Annotated in this window: 12 protein-coding genes; 2 read left to right on the top strand and 10 right to left on the bottom strand. The window is 58.8% G+C overall.

Annotation, left to right across the window (positions count from 1 at the left end; all coding sequences use genetic code 11):
* The 10 genes from HKN37_17650 to HKN37_17605 all read right to left on the bottom strand — a co-directional run.
* Nucleotides 1-257 (bottom strand): class I SAM-dependent methyltransferase (locus HKN37_17650; protein NNE48481.1); only part of this gene is annotated, 257 nt, incomplete at its 3' end.
* A gap of 11 nt (nucleotides 258-268) precedes the next feature.
* Nucleotides 269-1,414 carry a glycosyltransferase gene (locus tag HKN37_17645; protein ID NNE48480.1) on the bottom strand — a complete coding sequence of 382 codons (1,146 nt, stop codon included), beginning with the start codon at nucleotides 1,412-1,414 and terminating at the stop codon, nucleotides 269-271.
* A gap of 23 nt (nucleotides 1,415-1,437) precedes the next feature.
* Nucleotides 1,438-2,421: a glycosyltransferase family 2 protein gene (locus tag HKN37_17640; protein NNE48479.1), complete on the bottom strand. Its 984-nt coding sequence runs from the start codon at nucleotides 2,419-2,421 to the stop codon at nucleotides 1,438-1,440.
* Between the two features lie 55 nt (nucleotides 2,422-2,476).
* A complete protein-coding gene (gene gyrB, locus HKN37_17635) occupies nucleotides 2,477-4,432 on the bottom strand; it encodes a DNA topoisomerase (ATP-hydrolyzing) subunit B (GenBank protein NNE48478.1) in 1,956 nt (651 codons plus the stop codon).
* 131 nt (nucleotides 4,433-4,563) lie between these two features.
* Nucleotides 4,564-5,064 (bottom strand): hypothetical protein, encoded by a 501-nt coding sequence (locus tag HKN37_17630; GenBank protein ID NNE48477.1) that lies wholly within the window; start codon nucleotides 5,062-5,064, stop codon nucleotides 4,564-4,566.
* 7 nt (nucleotides 5,065-5,071) lie between these two features.
* A complete protein-coding gene (locus tag HKN37_17625) occupies nucleotides 5,072-5,737 on the bottom strand; it encodes a CBS domain-containing protein (GenBank protein ID NNE48476.1) in 666 nt (221 codons plus the stop codon).
* A 182-nt stretch (nucleotides 5,738-5,919) separates the two neighbouring features.
* Nucleotides 5,920-7,170 carry a GTPase HflX gene (hflX, locus tag HKN37_17620; protein NNE48475.1) on the bottom strand — a complete coding sequence of 417 codons (1,251 nt, stop codon included), beginning with the start codon at nucleotides 7,168-7,170 and terminating at the stop codon, nucleotides 5,920-5,922.
* A gap of 137 nt (nucleotides 7,171-7,307) precedes the next feature.
* The gene (locus HKN37_17615) at nucleotides 7,308-7,892 is read right to left on the bottom strand and encodes a hypothetical protein (protein NNE48474.1); all 585 of its coding nucleotides are present in this window, start codon (nucleotides 7,890-7,892) and stop codon (nucleotides 7,308-7,310) included.
* Between the two features lie 37 nt (nucleotides 7,893-7,929).
* Complete coding sequence (locus HKN37_17610; protein ID NNE48473.1) at nucleotides 7,930-10,056, bottom strand: VWA domain-containing protein; 2,127 nt, start codon at nucleotides 10,054-10,056, stop codon at nucleotides 7,930-7,932.
* Nucleotides 10,057-10,153: 97 nt separating this feature from the next.
* The gene (locus tag HKN37_17605; protein ID NNE48472.1) at nucleotides 10,154-11,356 is read right to left on the bottom strand and encodes a T9SS type A sorting domain-containing protein; all 1,203 of its coding nucleotides are present in this window, start codon (nucleotides 11,354-11,356) and stop codon (nucleotides 10,154-10,156) included.
* Between the two features lie 834 nt (nucleotides 11,357-12,190).
* Between HKN37_17605 and HKN37_17600 the strand changes: the two genes are divergently transcribed.
* On the top strand, nucleotides 12,191-13,270 hold the full coding sequence (locus HKN37_17600; GenBank protein ID NNE48471.1) for a Gfo/Idh/MocA family oxidoreductase: 1,080 nt from the start codon (nucleotides 12,191-12,193) through the stop codon (nucleotides 13,268-13,270).
* A 41-nt stretch (nucleotides 13,271-13,311) separates the two neighbouring features.
* Nucleotides 13,312-14,426: Gfo/Idh/MocA family oxidoreductase (locus HKN37_17595; GenBank protein NNE48470.1), on the top strand; the 1,115-nt coding region annotated here is incomplete at its 3' end.

Genomic DNA, 14,426 nt, shown 5'->3' with positions numbered 1-14,426 from the left:
TGATTCAGATCTACGGCGTGTACCCTCGCAGCCGGAAATCTTGAGGCCGTGTAGCAGGCGAACTGGCCCAGGCCGGTTCCGGCATCAAGGACGGCCACAGCATCGCCGCCCTTGCTCGTTAGAAGTCGACGTATGGTGCGTCTCACGTACCAGCTGCGCAGGAATACCACGTTCAACATCACGTAGTACACGCGGCGCAGGTGTTGACTGCGTTTGGCCAGGCCGATCAGGCGATCTTTGACGGGCTCGTAGAGCATCTCTGATTCGGCTAGAGTTCTTCGAGGGCTTCGGCGAGCACGGACCAGGAAAACCCGTGCTTGGCCCGACCCACATTCTCCGTCATTTCGGCTGCACACCCTCCCGAAAAGAACCGGATCACCGCTCTGGACAATTCGTCGGGTTCGTTCGGCTTGACGATGAATCCCGTCTGGCCTTCGTCCACAACTTCCGCAAGCCCGCCTACGTCGGTGGTAATCAACGGGCGGTCATAGAAGAACGAAATCTGTGCTACGCCGCTCTGGGTTGCAGATCGATACGGCTGCACGACAACGTCTGCCGCCGAGAAATACGTCCGCACATCCTTTTCTGCCACATATCCGTCGTGGAACGTCACATGACGCTCCATTTCTGATTGTGTCACGATCGATCTGCACAGCTCTTCATCTTCATAGAATTCCCCGGCGACCACGAGTCTCGCACGGGGCAATGACTCGACAATGGACGGCATCGCCTGGAGGAGCAGGTCGAGTCCTTTGTAGTGGCGAACGAAGCCGAAGAATAGCAGCACCGGCGCATCCGTCGGTAGATCCAGCGCGCTCCTCGCTTCCGTGCGAGCGATGCCTGGTCCAAAGTGATCGTACAGCGGGTGCGGGACAACGGTCGATCGGACGCCGAACGCCTGTTCGAGATCGTCCGAAACCCGTCGAGAAAGCGCGACAAGCTGATCTGGCCGCTTGAGCAGATAGTTCGTCAACATCCGGTCGCCCGGTCTTCGTTCATGGGGGATCGCGTTGTGGACGATGGCGACAACGGATCGGCCCGGTCGCCGGACGCGGCGTGCAATGGTCCCCATGGCCGGCGCAAAGAAGGGCATCCAGTAGTTCAGAACGACAATGTCAGGATCAGCCTCGTTGATGGCATCCGCCGAACTGCGCCACGACAGCGGGTTACACGAATCGATCATTCGCCGGGACGCGTCTGCGTGCGAGGCCGCGGGCTCCGGCTCGAACTGTGTCTTACCCGGAAAGAAGATGGTCGGGTACAGTCTTCGAAAGGATATGATGTCGGTTTGATGTCCTCTCGAGGAGAGTTCGCGTTCCAGTCGGTCCACAAAGTGTGCGATACCGCCGCGGTATGGAAACGCCGGGCCGACGAGAACAATATGTCGCGAGTGCGCGGTGCCTTGTGTTGCCATCTTGCGCCTGCACCCACAAAGTACTATTCGGGTAATCCAGCCTGTCGACGAGTGTGGCCGGGAGCCGCGGAGGAGTTCCGTCGGCCTGTCACCTGCGCAATATCGTACGTCGACGAGTCCTCCATACGCTGCTTGATAATCATCTCAGCGAGCAGTCCTGTCAGAAACAGTTGTGCACCGAGCAGAATCATGAGTGCACCGAAGAGCAGCAGTGGCCGATCGCCGAGGGGCAGGCCGAGTACGATCTTCTCGTACGACAGGTAGAGGCTGATCAGGAAACCACCGACGAACGCGAGTGAGCCCAGCGTTCCAAAGAAATGCATGGGCCGACGCGCGAAGCGCGTGATGAACAGCACCGTGAGCAGGTCGAGAAAGCCGCGGATGTAGCGCTCCAGACCGAACTTCGTAGCGCCGTACTTGCGAGGGCGGTGGCGGACTTCCTTTTCGGCTATCCGCGTGTATCCCTCCCATTTAGCCAGCAGCGGAATATAGCGGTGCAGTTCGCCATAGACCCTCACCGATTTGGCAGCTTCGCTGCGGTACGCTTTCAGTCCGCAGTTGAAGTCGTGCAGCGAAATACCGGAGATCCTCCTCGTCACGAAATTGAAGAAGCGGCTCGGGATCTTCTTTCCTAGCGGGTCCTGCCTGACGCGTTTCCAGCCACTGACCAGGTCGTGACCCGACCGGAGGATCTCGACCATGTCCGGCAGTTCTGCGGGGTCGTCCTGCAGATCCGCGTCCAGGGTCGCGATGTAGGTTCCGGACGCCCGCTCGAATCCGACGGCGAGCGCGGCGGACTTGCCGCAATTCCTGCGGAACTGAATTCCGATGAATCGCTCGTCTGACTCGTGAAGCTCTTCGATGACCTGCCACGAGCCATCGGTAGAGCCATCGTCGATAAGGATCACCTCGAACGACAGGTCTGCGGCTGTGAGGGTCGAACGGATTTCATCCGCTAGTTCATGGAGAGACCGCTGTTCTTCGAAGACCGGCACAACCACGGACAGGTCGGGCACTCCGGTGTATGTCTGTTCTGTGGTCAATCCGTCGTCGAGATACGTTTCAGACGTCGAGGGTCGCGTATTTGGCGTTCCGCTCGATGAACTTACGACGGGGTTCAACCGAGTCTCCCATCAGCGTACTGAATACTCGATCCGCAGCAGCCGCATCTTCGACCGTCACGATGTGGAGTCTTCGCGTTTCCGGGTCCATCGTCGTTTGCCAGAGCTGCTCCGGGTTCATTTCACCGAGGCCCTTGTAGCGCTGTACCGAGATCTTCGATTTGCCGTCTTTGCTTAGCTCCTGCGACGCCGTGGCGAGCTGCTCCTCCGTCCACGCATAGCGTTCTTCCTTACCGCGACCTACGCGATACAGCGGAGGAAGCGCGATGAAAATATTGCCTCGCTCAACCAGCGGTCTAAGCTGCCGGTAGAAGAACGTCAACAGGAGTGTGCGGATGTGGGCGCCGTCGATGTCGGCGTCCGTCATCAGGATGATTTTGTGATAACGCAGTCCATCGACGTTGAATCCGTCGGGCAGCGTGGCGAGACCGTGGGTGCCCAGGGCCGTAATGATATTCCGGATCTCCTCATTTCCGAGGATCTTGTCGAGGCGTGCCTTTTCGACATTGAGAATCTTGCCACGAAGGGGCAAGATGGCCTGAAAGTGTCTGTCTCTGGCCTGTTTGGCTGAGCCGCCGGCCGAATCGCCCTCGACGAGATAGAGTTCGCATTCGCCGGGATCCTTCGACGAGCAGTCCGCGAGTTTACCGGGAAGACCTCCGGCGCTGAATGCGTTCTTGCGCTGAACCAGTTCGCGTGCTCTGCGGGCCGCCGATCGCGCCTCCGCAGCCAGGACGACCTTGTCGATGATCTGCTTGGATTCGCGAGGGTGATCTTCGAGCCACTGCTCCAGCTTGCGAGCGACGACGGACTCGACCGCGCCCTGTACCTCGGAGTTGCCGAGTTTGGATTTCGTTTGACCCTCGAACTGAGGCTCCGCCACCTTGACTGAGATGACAGCGGTAATGCCTTCGCGAAAATCGTCTCCCGAGAGGTCGATCTTCACGTTCTTGATGAGGTTGTTACGATCGGCGCAATTCTTCAGCGTTCTTGTCAGCGCACGCCTGAAGCCGGACACGTGTGTTCCGCCTTCATGGGTGTTGATGTTGTTGACGAACGAGAGGACATTCTCCGAATAGACCTGGTTGTACCGCATCGCGACCTCAACGGGCACGTCGCCGGTATCGTCTTCGATGAAGATCACTTCGTTGTGAATGGGCGTTCGCGCTTCGTCGAGATATTCGACGAACTGGATGAGTCCCCCTTCGAAATGGTATTCCTCACGGAGCATTTCGTCGGGATCGCGAGCATCTTCAATCGAGATGTGCACGTTCCGATTCAGATAAGCCAGTTCGCGAAGGCGTTCGGCCAGCGTGTCGAACCGGTAGTCCGTTGTCTGGAAGATTGAATCGTCAGGCCAAAACTGAACGGTCGTTCCGGTTTTGTCCTCGTCGGCCGTAGACTCCAACTGAGTGACAGGAATCGTCGGTTTTCCGCATTTGTACTCTTGCTGCCAGATGTGATCGTCGCGACTGATTGTGGCAATCAACCTCTTCGAAAGGGCATTCACGCATGAGACGCCGACTCCATGCAGACCACCGGACACCTTGTACGTGTCCTTGTCGAACTTCCCGCCAGCGTGCAGGGTCGTCATGACAACCTCGAGGGCTGACCGACCTTCGACCTCGTGCATCTCGACCGGGATACCGCGACCGTTGTCCGACACCGTGACCGATCCATCTGCGTTCAGCACCACATCGATCTGGTCGCAGTAGCCGGCGAGGGCCTCATCAATGGAGTTGTCCACGACCTCATAGACGAGGTGATGAAGGCCCCGAAAACTTACATCGCCGATGTACATTGCGGGCCGCTTACGAACCGCTTCAAGGCCTTCAAGGACCTGGATATTTGAGGCGCCATAGGCCGCTCTTCCGGCCTGCTTCTTCGCGTCCTTCATCTCGTGGGTGTGTGCGGTTGGTGGGAGACGGGTCGACGGGATATCGAACCACCTAAGATACGAAAAAACCGTGCGCTACGTGCTTCTGAAAGCAGTATTTCTGGCGTATTGAAAGCCGGGAGTGGAGGCCGTCAGGAGCGGTTTGGCGATGCAAGCTGGAGCGAAAGCGACCGCGCGAACTCCTCCAACCGATCGACATCCTCCACGTTTGCCAATCCATGCTCATTCCCACTGTCAAATTGCGTCTGCAGACGTCGCGCACGCTCGACTACGGCTTCATCAACGGCGGGGTACACGCTGAGGAGACTCTGGTGCACCACTCGCAACATGCCCGCAGCCCTTCCAACCAGCGTGAGGGCTTCAAATCTCCGAATGAGTGTCGATTCAATCGGTGCTTCACCCATCGCCAGGAGGTGATACAGTCGAAGGCGTGCGGCGATCTCCCCCAGGCCGTCCACGAGACCAGCCAGGCGCTCCAGGGCTACCTCGTCCGTTTCTTGCGAAGACGGATCGACGCCGTCCCGGCGATCACGATACGTTCGGACGAAGCGTGCTGCGACATCGAGCGATGCCGCAAGAACCAGTGAGTCGAGGATTCCGGTCAGAGCCTCGGTTCGAGATGGGTCCGGCATGGACTCGTCAGACCTCGAGATATCGCATGAACTCCTGCACGCGCTGGCGGAAATCTTCTTCGTCGTATTCGTCACTGAACGCTGCGACGATGCGATAGCCCTGGTGCTCCAGAACGTGACGGACACGTGCTGTTTCGGACGAATTGAGCTTGACGGTGACAGAAATTGTCCCGCCTTCTCCTGCCGCCGCCTCAGTCGAAATCGAGAGAATCTTGACGTCAGCCTGCTCAATCGAATAGACAAGCTGTGACAGAGAGTAGTCGGACGGATGTACCTCGAGAGCGAGGATTGCTCCGGGCTCGTCGGTCGACAGCATTCTGGCGAACTGGTCGAGGATGTCGTGGCGCTTCACGATCCCTGCCAGACGACCTTCACTATCAAGAATGGGCAGTGCCGTGAGGTCGTGCCTGACCATGATTCGCGTCGCGTCAAAGACATGCTGATCGAGCGTCGCCGAGACAGGAGTCCCCTCAATAAGTTGGCCCACAAGTGCCTCTGGTCCATCGGCATCCAGGAGCGTGTCTTCCGACACGATTCCTCGCAACGCGCCATCGCCGTCCACAACCGGCAGGTGGCGGAGGCGAAGCTCCATCAGAAGCGACAGAGCGAACTCGACCGAGTCCGTCATTCTGAGTGCCGGAACTGATCTGCTTATGAGGTTCCCTATCGTCATTTTCGCTCGACGTCGTCAGCTATTATCAACAGGATCGTACGCGTCCATCGTTCAGTTAACGATCCGCCCAACGGGTTACAGTGCAATACGCATGCCTGAATCCGTGGAGGTCCGGGATCCGCGAGGCCGAACCCCGCTCAGTTTTGCCTCCGGCAAACCTGCCTTCGCGGAACAGGTTCCTGCTAGGCCGAATCCGCATACTTGTCCAGATCGGACTTGAGAGCCGACTGCTGCATCGGGGACACGCGAAACCGGAGACGGACGACCGCCTTCTGCTCTCCGTCGGTGGAGCTGTCCACAATCACATACTCTTCATCGATCACTTCGGCCACCTGATGAATGCGTGCAACGGTTTTCGAATCTTCGGCCGGTATGTACAGCGTACGTTCGACGAAGTCGCTCTCGATCATCTCGACCAAGCCCGCTTTGAGCTCGGTCAAACCGATACCACGGAGGCCGGACACGAAAGCCGAGTGTCGGTACTCTGATTGAAGCGGCCGAATGATCTCCTTTTCGTCGAGTCTGTCGATCTTGTTGAACACCATCAAGGTCGGCTTCTCGAGGGCGCCAAGTTCCTTGAGAGTAAGATTCACCGTTCGAATCTGATCCTGAAATCCCGGATGTGTGACATCTACGACGTGAACAAGTGCATCCGACTCCCTCACCTCGTCGAGTGTGCTCTTGAAGCTCTCGATCAGTTTGTGCGGCAGCTTCCGGATGAAGCCGACGGTGTCCGAAAGCAGGATCTCTTTTCCCGGACCAAGTGCAGCCACTCGTGTTGTTGAGTCGAGTGTCGCGAAGAGCCGGTCTTCAGCGAGCAGCGTTGTGTCGGCGAGCGCATTCATAAGTGTTGACTTTCCGGCGTTCGTGTAGCCGACCAGTGACACCCGCGTGTACTGTGATCGTCCCTTGCGCTGAGTTTTTCGTTGCTGATCGATTTTCTTGAGTCGATCGGTGAGCACAGAGATCCGATGGCCGATCATTCGGCGGTCGGTTTCGATCTGTGTCTCACCGGGACCCTTCGTGCCGATGCCACCCTTCTGACGCGAAAGGTGTGTCCACGCGCGGGTGAGGCGCGTGCGGAGATAGTCCAGTTGTGCGAGTTCGACCTGTGTCTTCGCGGTGGCCGTCTTGGCGCGGCTTGCGAAGATGTCGAGGATCAGCCCCGAGCGGTCGACAAGCTTGCAGCCGAATTCGCGCTCCAGATTCCGAAGCTGGACTGGCACCAGGTCGTCGTCAAAGATCACGAGGTCTGCGTCCCGCATCTTGACCAGGCCTTTTATCTCCTGAACTTTTCCCTTGCCGACATAGGTTGCCGGGTTGATCTTCGTCAGGCTTTGAACGACGCGATCCGTTACGAGGGCCCCGGCGGTATCCGCGAGCAGTTCGAGTTCATCCAGGGAGTCATCGATCTCCCAGGACCCCTCGCCCATGCGCGAGACTCCGACGAGGATGGCCTTCTCCTGCGGTTGTGGTGCGGACTCAGACAATAGTTGACGTGTCGTGTGGCGGGTTGTGCGAACCTCTTGAACCGGGGGGCGCTCCGGCGGTTGCACGTGAGCGCTTTCGGCTACAGTCCTTTGAAGGCCCGGCGGGTCGTTCGACGCTGCATGCGTGCGGTGAAACGCGTCTCGAGAATGTCATCGACGACCTGAGAAAACTCGGTCACGTATGCGCGCGGCACCGCGACCTCGAATCGCCGCTGTTTGCCACGCTCGTCCCGATAGAAGAAGACGTAGAGGTCCTGGAACCGATTCTTGTCGCGGCAGAAATAATCTTCCACTCGATTCCAGAGCAGTGACGCGTCCCGGTCTATCAAACCGGTCACGAGTCCATAGTCAAACACGAGAATTGTGGTGCTGATGTGGGTGGCTGCTCCCCAGCAGACCGCACCCAGGATGTACCCGGCGATGAGAAACGGTGAGACGGTCGCGCCTGCCAGAATACCCGCGCCCAGGATGGCCAGCAAGACCGCGGCAAAAACCACGGGCCGGGCGGGAATGCCGAAGAACGTCCCGGTTGGAACGGAGACAAGCACCCCGAGCAGCCGACGCCGATGAATCACCGACAGAATCAGAAAGAGGCCTGTTACTCCGAGAAACGCCAGCAGCAAGAAGACCTGCAGAAGCTTCAGAATGTCGGTTTCGACAGGCATATCTAATTCGGCTCAACCAGAGGATTCTGCGCTCAAATTAACCGGATGCTGCCTCAGGCTTCCACAGCCTGGAGACAAGCATTTCTGCCAGCAGAATTACCAACGCGACCCCCAAAAAGACGTTCCACAGCTCTAATCCCGTACGCATCGTGGCCACGGCGGCCGCAAACCCAGGACCTCCGGCCTTCTCGAGCAGCATTTCCCGGACGTCAATCTCACTTCCCCCTTTCAATCGATTGGCGGCCGAATTTCCAGAGCCCGTCCGAAGGTCGGATTCCACAGGATCCAGATTCGCAGAGATTTTTCGTGCAAGGCGCTGACCGATTCTCACGTCGTAGACGCCGGCCGTTTCCACCTCGTCACCGATGGTGACCACCACTCCGCCAAACGACGGTCGCTGCGGCGGCACCAGCTCCTGGTCTGCCCCGGCAATTATAATTACGTCCGACTCGCTCGATCCGGGCAGCAGCACGTCCAGTCCGCGACCAATCGTGAGATCGTCCCCGGCAGGTGATTCACCTGACGACAGATAGCTCAGCGCTCGATATATCAGCGGTACGAAGAGACCACGAACAGGCAACTCGGACCACTCGGGCACCGGCAAGGAAGCCATGAAGAGCGCTTTGCCTCGCCCCACGGGAATCTCCTGAAGGAACGGGTGTCCTGTCGAGAGACGCATGAGCGTAATCTCTGCGGCGTTCGCCGAGCGGTACGCCGAATACCGGAACACATCGAGCCGCTCGATACGCGGACCCGTCGTCGCATCATCAATCTGGAACACGCCTTCAAAAAGAGTGTGTTCGGTGTCCGCCTCGTCAATGACGGCCACGGGTGCCCCGGCCGCAGCGGCGCTCACCGTTCGCTCCACCGACCCTCCGCCCAGCCGTGCCAGCACGTCGTTGGTTGCCGATGCGTCGGACGTCACTGACGGGAAGATGAGCAGCCCCCCGCCGGCCTCTGCAAAAGATCCGACGGCGCTGATCTGACCGCTCGAAAGATCCGAAACGCCCGCCAGGATCAATACATCGTAGTCACTCACGCGCGCGGACGACAGTCCGGACGGCGTGACGACATCAAGGTCAAATCGCGTTCGGCCGGGCGCCACCTCTGCCGACAGAGCAAGGTTGAGATAGTTCGAACGAAAACCCGCGCCGCGAACAAGAAGCACACGGCGGGTCTCCGGAACTGCGATCGTGAAGTATCTGCGGTTGTCATTCTGGAATGCGTCATCCTCCAGTTCCACAACGCCTTCCAGCCAGCCGGTGCGGCGCGGCGTGACCACGAACTCGGTGGTCGCGACCGAGTTGGCCGGTACTTCCACTTCCGATTGAGCAGATCGCTCTCCATCAAGAAACACGCTGACCAGGGCCGACGACCCGCTCTCAGAACCCGTGCCCGAGATCGTTGCCTCCATCCGTACGGGTCGGTTGGGCTCGACGATCTGACTCGTAATGACCACGTCCGTGACGGCCGTGTTGACGACGTCCTGCGACCCGATCTTCACCAGCCTCACGGGCACGCCCGCAGGGAAGTCCGACGTCAGGGAGTCACCGAGCGTGGCCGTCTGGAAATCTGACAGAACAAATACTTCCCGATTTACAAAGGAAGATGGCCCCAGCAAGCGCCCCGCATGTGTGACGGCTTCGCTGATGCTCATCGCTATGGCCGAGGGCTCGGTTTCGTCGATCTCCCCCTCCACCGCCTGCCTCGACTTCAGCCAGCGTATCTCATCCGGATTCCGATCGCTCGTCCGGATGACGGCCACCTGGTCGCCCGATCCGAACAGCTCGGCGAAGCCTCGGGCCGTCTCGCGAGCCTGATCGAGCAGGACCCCGTCAACATCGCGGACCGTCATCGAGAGAGAGTTATCGAGTACAAGAACACTGGCGCTCTCGGCATCTCCGCCCAGGACGCTCGCGATCGACCCCTTGAGCGTGGGCCGGGCGAACGAAAGCACCAGGCTCGCGATGGCCAGCGTCCGTAGCAGCAGCAGCAACCACTGCTTGATCTTGACCCGTTGCATGGTCGTTGACTGGAGCTCACGCAGGAATGCGAGCGAGCTGAAATCAACCTTCTGCGGCCGGCGGAAATTGAACAGGTGGATCAGTAACGGAATACCCGCTGCGATCAGGCCGAACAGAATCAGCGGGTTGAGAAACGTCATTAGTCGTCTCGGGGACGGTGACCGCAATAGAAAAGCCGGGCGAGGAATTCCCCGCCCGGCTTAGCTACTTAAGCAGTATGTCGCGGTTCCGCAGCGACTACTTGATGAGCGTCACCGTCATCGACGAAGTTGCAACCTCACCGGCGGCCCGGACTACGTACATGCCGGTGGTCAGTGCACTCGCATCGATGTTGAACACATGACCCTGCGAACCTTCAAGGAATCCCTTGTGCAGCGTCATCACCTGGCGACCCAGCTGGTCAAACACACTGATCTCGACGTTCTGGCCGGCTGCGAGCGAAAGTGAGAAGCTCGTCGTCGGATTGAACGGATTCGGGTATGCCTTTCCAAGCAGGAAGCTGCCCGGTACGTCGACACTTACCTCCACGATCGGCGAGTACGTGAACGTACCATCGAGGTCCACCTGGCGGAGTCGGAACTGGTGACGTCCGGCAAGTGCTACGTCGGCCGTGAAGCCATAGGAAGCGCCGGCCGTCGTATTGCCCTTCGAACCCACGAAGCCCATCTCCGACCAGTCTTTCGCGAGAGATACCGACTTGTGCTCGACGAAGAATCCGCTGTTGTCTGATTCGGATGCAACGTTCCAGGACAGGTTGACCGTCGATCCGTTGGTCACGGCGTCGAAGGAGACCAGCTCGACCGGCAGGATGTTGTCGTCCGGATACGTGTCGACGGGTCCGATAGCGAAGTCATTGTCACCTGCGAACACCATCAGGATTGAGCCGACGTTCGAGAAATCGGCTCCACCGGCTGTGCCGCTGTCGACGAAATCGAGCCACGGAATCGTGATCACGGAGAACCCGGCTCCGTCGAGCTCCACTGACGAGGCATGTGTCTCGTCCGTGCTAACGACCAGAAGTACTTTATAGGACAGCTCGGCGAATACCTCGAATCGGATACCAAGCTGTGCGACGTTGGCATCGTCCATCGTGAGGTCCACACCGCCCAGACCGGTTTCGGAGTAGGTGTCGGTATCATCGTCGCCGTCCCACTCCAGGATAACGGAACCCACGCCTTGCGGGTCCGCGGCAAAAAAGGCACCGCCATCGATGACCATACCAGTCTCTCCCACCGCCCAGTTGACGCGCCCGGTACGGTACTCGCCGAGTATGCCGTCCGCGGCCCATGCGACTGTCGGACCAGCGTCTGTAATAATTTGTGTCGTCTCAAAATCGTCGATCACGATCTGGGCCGAAGCAGCAGAGTAGACCAGCAGGCCGGCTGCCACAAACGCCGCAGAGCGGACGGCAGTGCTAAGGAATTGTCTCAGTTTTGACATGGAACTGTTCTTTTAGTGATCAGAATTGTACCGTTTCTGCGACGGCCGAATCCGGCCACGCGTACGGCCCACTGTGCAAAGTGCTTTTCTACCACCGCCCGCGCCATCCGACGATCTGAATCAGATCGAAGAACAACCCTGGACGACAGCACATTGAGAGGTTTACAAATACCGGACCAGGCGGAAAGCCGGGTCTGGCGAAATCCTTTCGCTAGGTATCAACGGGGATTTCTGTGAGATTTGCAGACTGCGGCGCTCGTAGTCCCTGCGACGACGCCCAATCCGTTAGACCTGATATGAACACATTAAGGAATATCGGCGACATCCGCACGCCGTGAGGGCCGGTTTTGATCAGTCAGGAATCACCGGGCAGCCCGAGAGACGGCCCAGAGCCCGATTTCTGTTGAGTTGAGGGCGACGAGCGGTCGACTAAACTCTCGCTCATCCCCCCTCATGATCGTGTGCCTCAAACCCGATCGGAGTACCCTGAACAATCCATTCGAACGGCAGGACAGCGGGTGGTGGTGCTCAACTACGCTAATCTTCCGCGGAATGTGTTTATGTCTTATCCCACCAAAACTCGTGGTTTAGCGGAACTGACGAATGACCCGACGTGAGTTCGTAATGCGCCAACGCTAGCGGCCGCGTATTTGTCTCTTAGCCGCTGAAAGACACGCGCGTGCACAGCGAAGAATGCCCGACGTCCCGGGACGTCAATTGCAGCGGCGAGACCCACATCCGGAAGCTATATTTCGGGTGAACGTGAGCGTCCTGAAAACGCATATGCGGACATTTCGTCCGGACAGCTTTCACGCGTAACAACAGGTATCTCCTATGGCTATAAGTATCGGAATTGTCGGCGCTGGCGGAATGGTCGACTATCACATCGAAGGCTTTGAATCGGCGGGTGCGGAAATCGTTGGCATCGCGGATATCGCGATCGAGCGGGCGAACAAGGTTGCGGCAGAGCGTGACATTCCCCACGTCTTCGACGACGTTTCGGATCTGCTTGAGATGAAGGGCCTGGACGCGATCTCGATTATCGTCCCGAACAAATTCCACGCACCGCTGGCCATCCAGGGCCTGAACGCCGGAAAGCACGTGTTCTGCGAGAAGCCGCCTGCGCTGAACGCCGCTGAGGTAGTCGGCATGATTGAGGCAGCGGAGGCTTCAGGCAAGATCTTGATGTTCAATTTCAACAACCGTGCGCGGCCGGAGTCGTACGCGATCCGCAACTACATCGAGGACGGTACTGTCGGAACCATCAATTCGGCGCAGGCGAAGTGGATCCGGAGAGTGGGCATCCCGGGGTTTGGCGGATGGTTCACGACACGTGCCCTCTCAGGCGGCGGCCCGCTCATCGACCTGTTGCACATGCTCGATCTTGCCCTGTATTTCATGGACTATCCGGAGCCGGCCTACGTACTTGGACAGACCTTCGACGACTTCATCAACGACAAAAACTTCAAGGGGCCATGGGGATTGCCTGACGTCGAGGGTGGGACCACGGACGTAGAGGCCGCCGCGCACGCGTTCGTAACGTTCAAGACGGGTCAGGTCTTGACCCTTCAAGCCTCGTGGGCGGAGATGGTGAGAGGTGAGGAGGTGTCGGTAGTTTTCCAGGGCACTGGTGCAGGAGGCAGGGTCGAGCGAGCGTACGCGAAGGACGGCGACGACGACAGCGCGACCGACACGTGTGAGCTTTATGTACAGGAGAATGGCATCTCGGTCAATCGGTCAATCATCGCGCAAAAGGATATCGAGATGGGACGTAACCGCTCCGCTACAAACTTCATCCGCACGATCGAGGGCAAGGAGGAACCGCTCAACACACCGGCACAGGCCCTGTCCCTGATGAAGATTATCGACGCCATTTACGAGTCAGCACGTTCGGGTCGGCCGGTCGCCTGTTAGGCCGGCCGCCCGGACAGTGATCGAATTATCATCATCGTCCTATTCCGATGAACAGGAAACTACGTATGGGTATGGTCGGTGGAGGTCGCGGAGCCTTCATCGGCCAGGTACATCGCATGGCCGCCAATCTCGACGGCAAGATTGAACTTGTGGCAGGCTGCTTCTCGTCGGATCCCGAGGTGTCACGACTGTCGGGCGAGGACTTCTTCCTCGATCCGTCGCGTGTGTACGGCAGCTACGAGGAGATGGCGCGGGTTGAGGCTGGGCTTCCAGAGGACGAACGCATCGACTTCGTCAGTATCGTCGTGCGAAACAACATGCACTTCGACGTCGCGAGCACGTTCCTGCGGGCGGGATTTCACGTCGTCTGCGATAAACCGTTGGCGTACAGTCTGAAACAGGGACTCGAATTGCGTGACATTGTGGGTGAGACGGGCCTCGTGTTCGCGCTCACGCACAACTACACCGGCTATCCGATGGTCAAGGAGGCGCGTCGGATGGTGCAGGACGGTGAGCTGGGCCGGCTCTTAAAGATAGTAGCAGAGTATCCGCAGGGTTACGCGGTCGGCGATGTCGAGGGCGGTGGTCAGGGACAGATATCCAACTGGCGCTCGGACCCGAACGTCGCGGGAGTCTCAAACGCCATCGGTGACATCGGCACGCATGCGCACAACCTGGTTCGGTACGTGTGCGGGGTGGAGGTCGACGAAATGTGCGCCGAGTTGACGGCGTTCATCCCCGGTCGTGAGCTCGATGACGACGGCAATATCCTCATTCGTTTCAAGGGCGGGGCGAAAGGAATTATCTATGCGTCGCAGATATCCAACGGCGACGAGAACGCGTTGAGTATCCGCGCCTACGGAACGAAGGCGTCGATCGAGTGGCATCAGGAATATCCGAACGATCTGATCGTCAAGTTTGCCAACGCGCCGCGGCAGGTGCATCGGCGGGGCAACGATTATCTGGGTGCGGCGGCGAAGGCGAATACGCGCACGCCGTTTGCGCATCCCGAGGGATTCATCGAGGCTTTTGCGAACGTGTACCTGGCGGCGGCGGCCGCCATCTCGGACGGCATCGATGGGAAGTCGCCGCCGGTCGGTGGATACGATTTCCCGACGGTCGACGACGGCGTCGCCGGCATGGCGTTCATCGAGAC

The sequence above is a fragment of the Rhodothermales bacterium genome (assembly GCA_013002345.1).
In the GTDB taxonomy this organism is placed as follows: Bacteria; Bacteroidota; Rhodothermia; order Rhodothermales; family JABDKH01; genus JABDKH01.
This window is presented reverse-complemented; position numbering and strand designations above follow the sequence as displayed.

Excerpts from the sequence above, each read along its gene's own strand:
- HKN37_17645 (NNE48480.1), bottom strand. The coding sequence starts at position 1,414 with ATGGCAACACAAGGCACCGCGCACTCGCGACATATTGTTCTCGTCGGC.
- gyrB (NNE48478.1), bottom strand. The coding sequence starts at position 4,432 with ATGAAGGACGCGAAGAAGCAGGCCGGAAGAGCGGCCTATGGCGCCTCA.
- HKN37_17630 (NNE48477.1), bottom strand. The coding sequence starts at position 5,064 with ATGCCGGACCCATCTCGAACCGAGGCTCTGACCGGAATCCTCGACTCA.
- HKN37_17625 (NNE48476.1), bottom strand. The coding sequence starts at position 5,737 with ATGACGATAGGGAACCTCATAAGCAGATCAGTTCCGGCACTCAGAATG.
- hflX (NNE48475.1), bottom strand. The coding sequence starts at position 7,170 with ATGGGCGAGGGGTCCTGGGAGATCGATGACTCCCTGGATGAACTCGAA.
- HKN37_17615 (NNE48474.1), bottom strand. The coding sequence starts at position 7,892 with ATGCCTGTCGAAACCGACATTCTGAAGCTTCTGCAGGTCTTCTTGCTG.
- HKN37_17610 (NNE48473.1), bottom strand. The coding sequence starts at position 10,056 with ATGACGTTTCTCAACCCGCTGATTCTGTTCGGCCTGATCGCAGCGGGT.
- HKN37_17605 (NNE48472.1), bottom strand. The coding sequence starts at position 11,356 with ATGTCAAAACTGAGACAATTCCTTAGCACTGCCGTCCGCTCTGCGGCG.
- HKN37_17600 (NNE48471.1), top strand. The coding sequence starts at position 12,191 with ATGGCTATAAGTATCGGAATTGTCGGCGCTGGCGGAATGGTCGACTAT.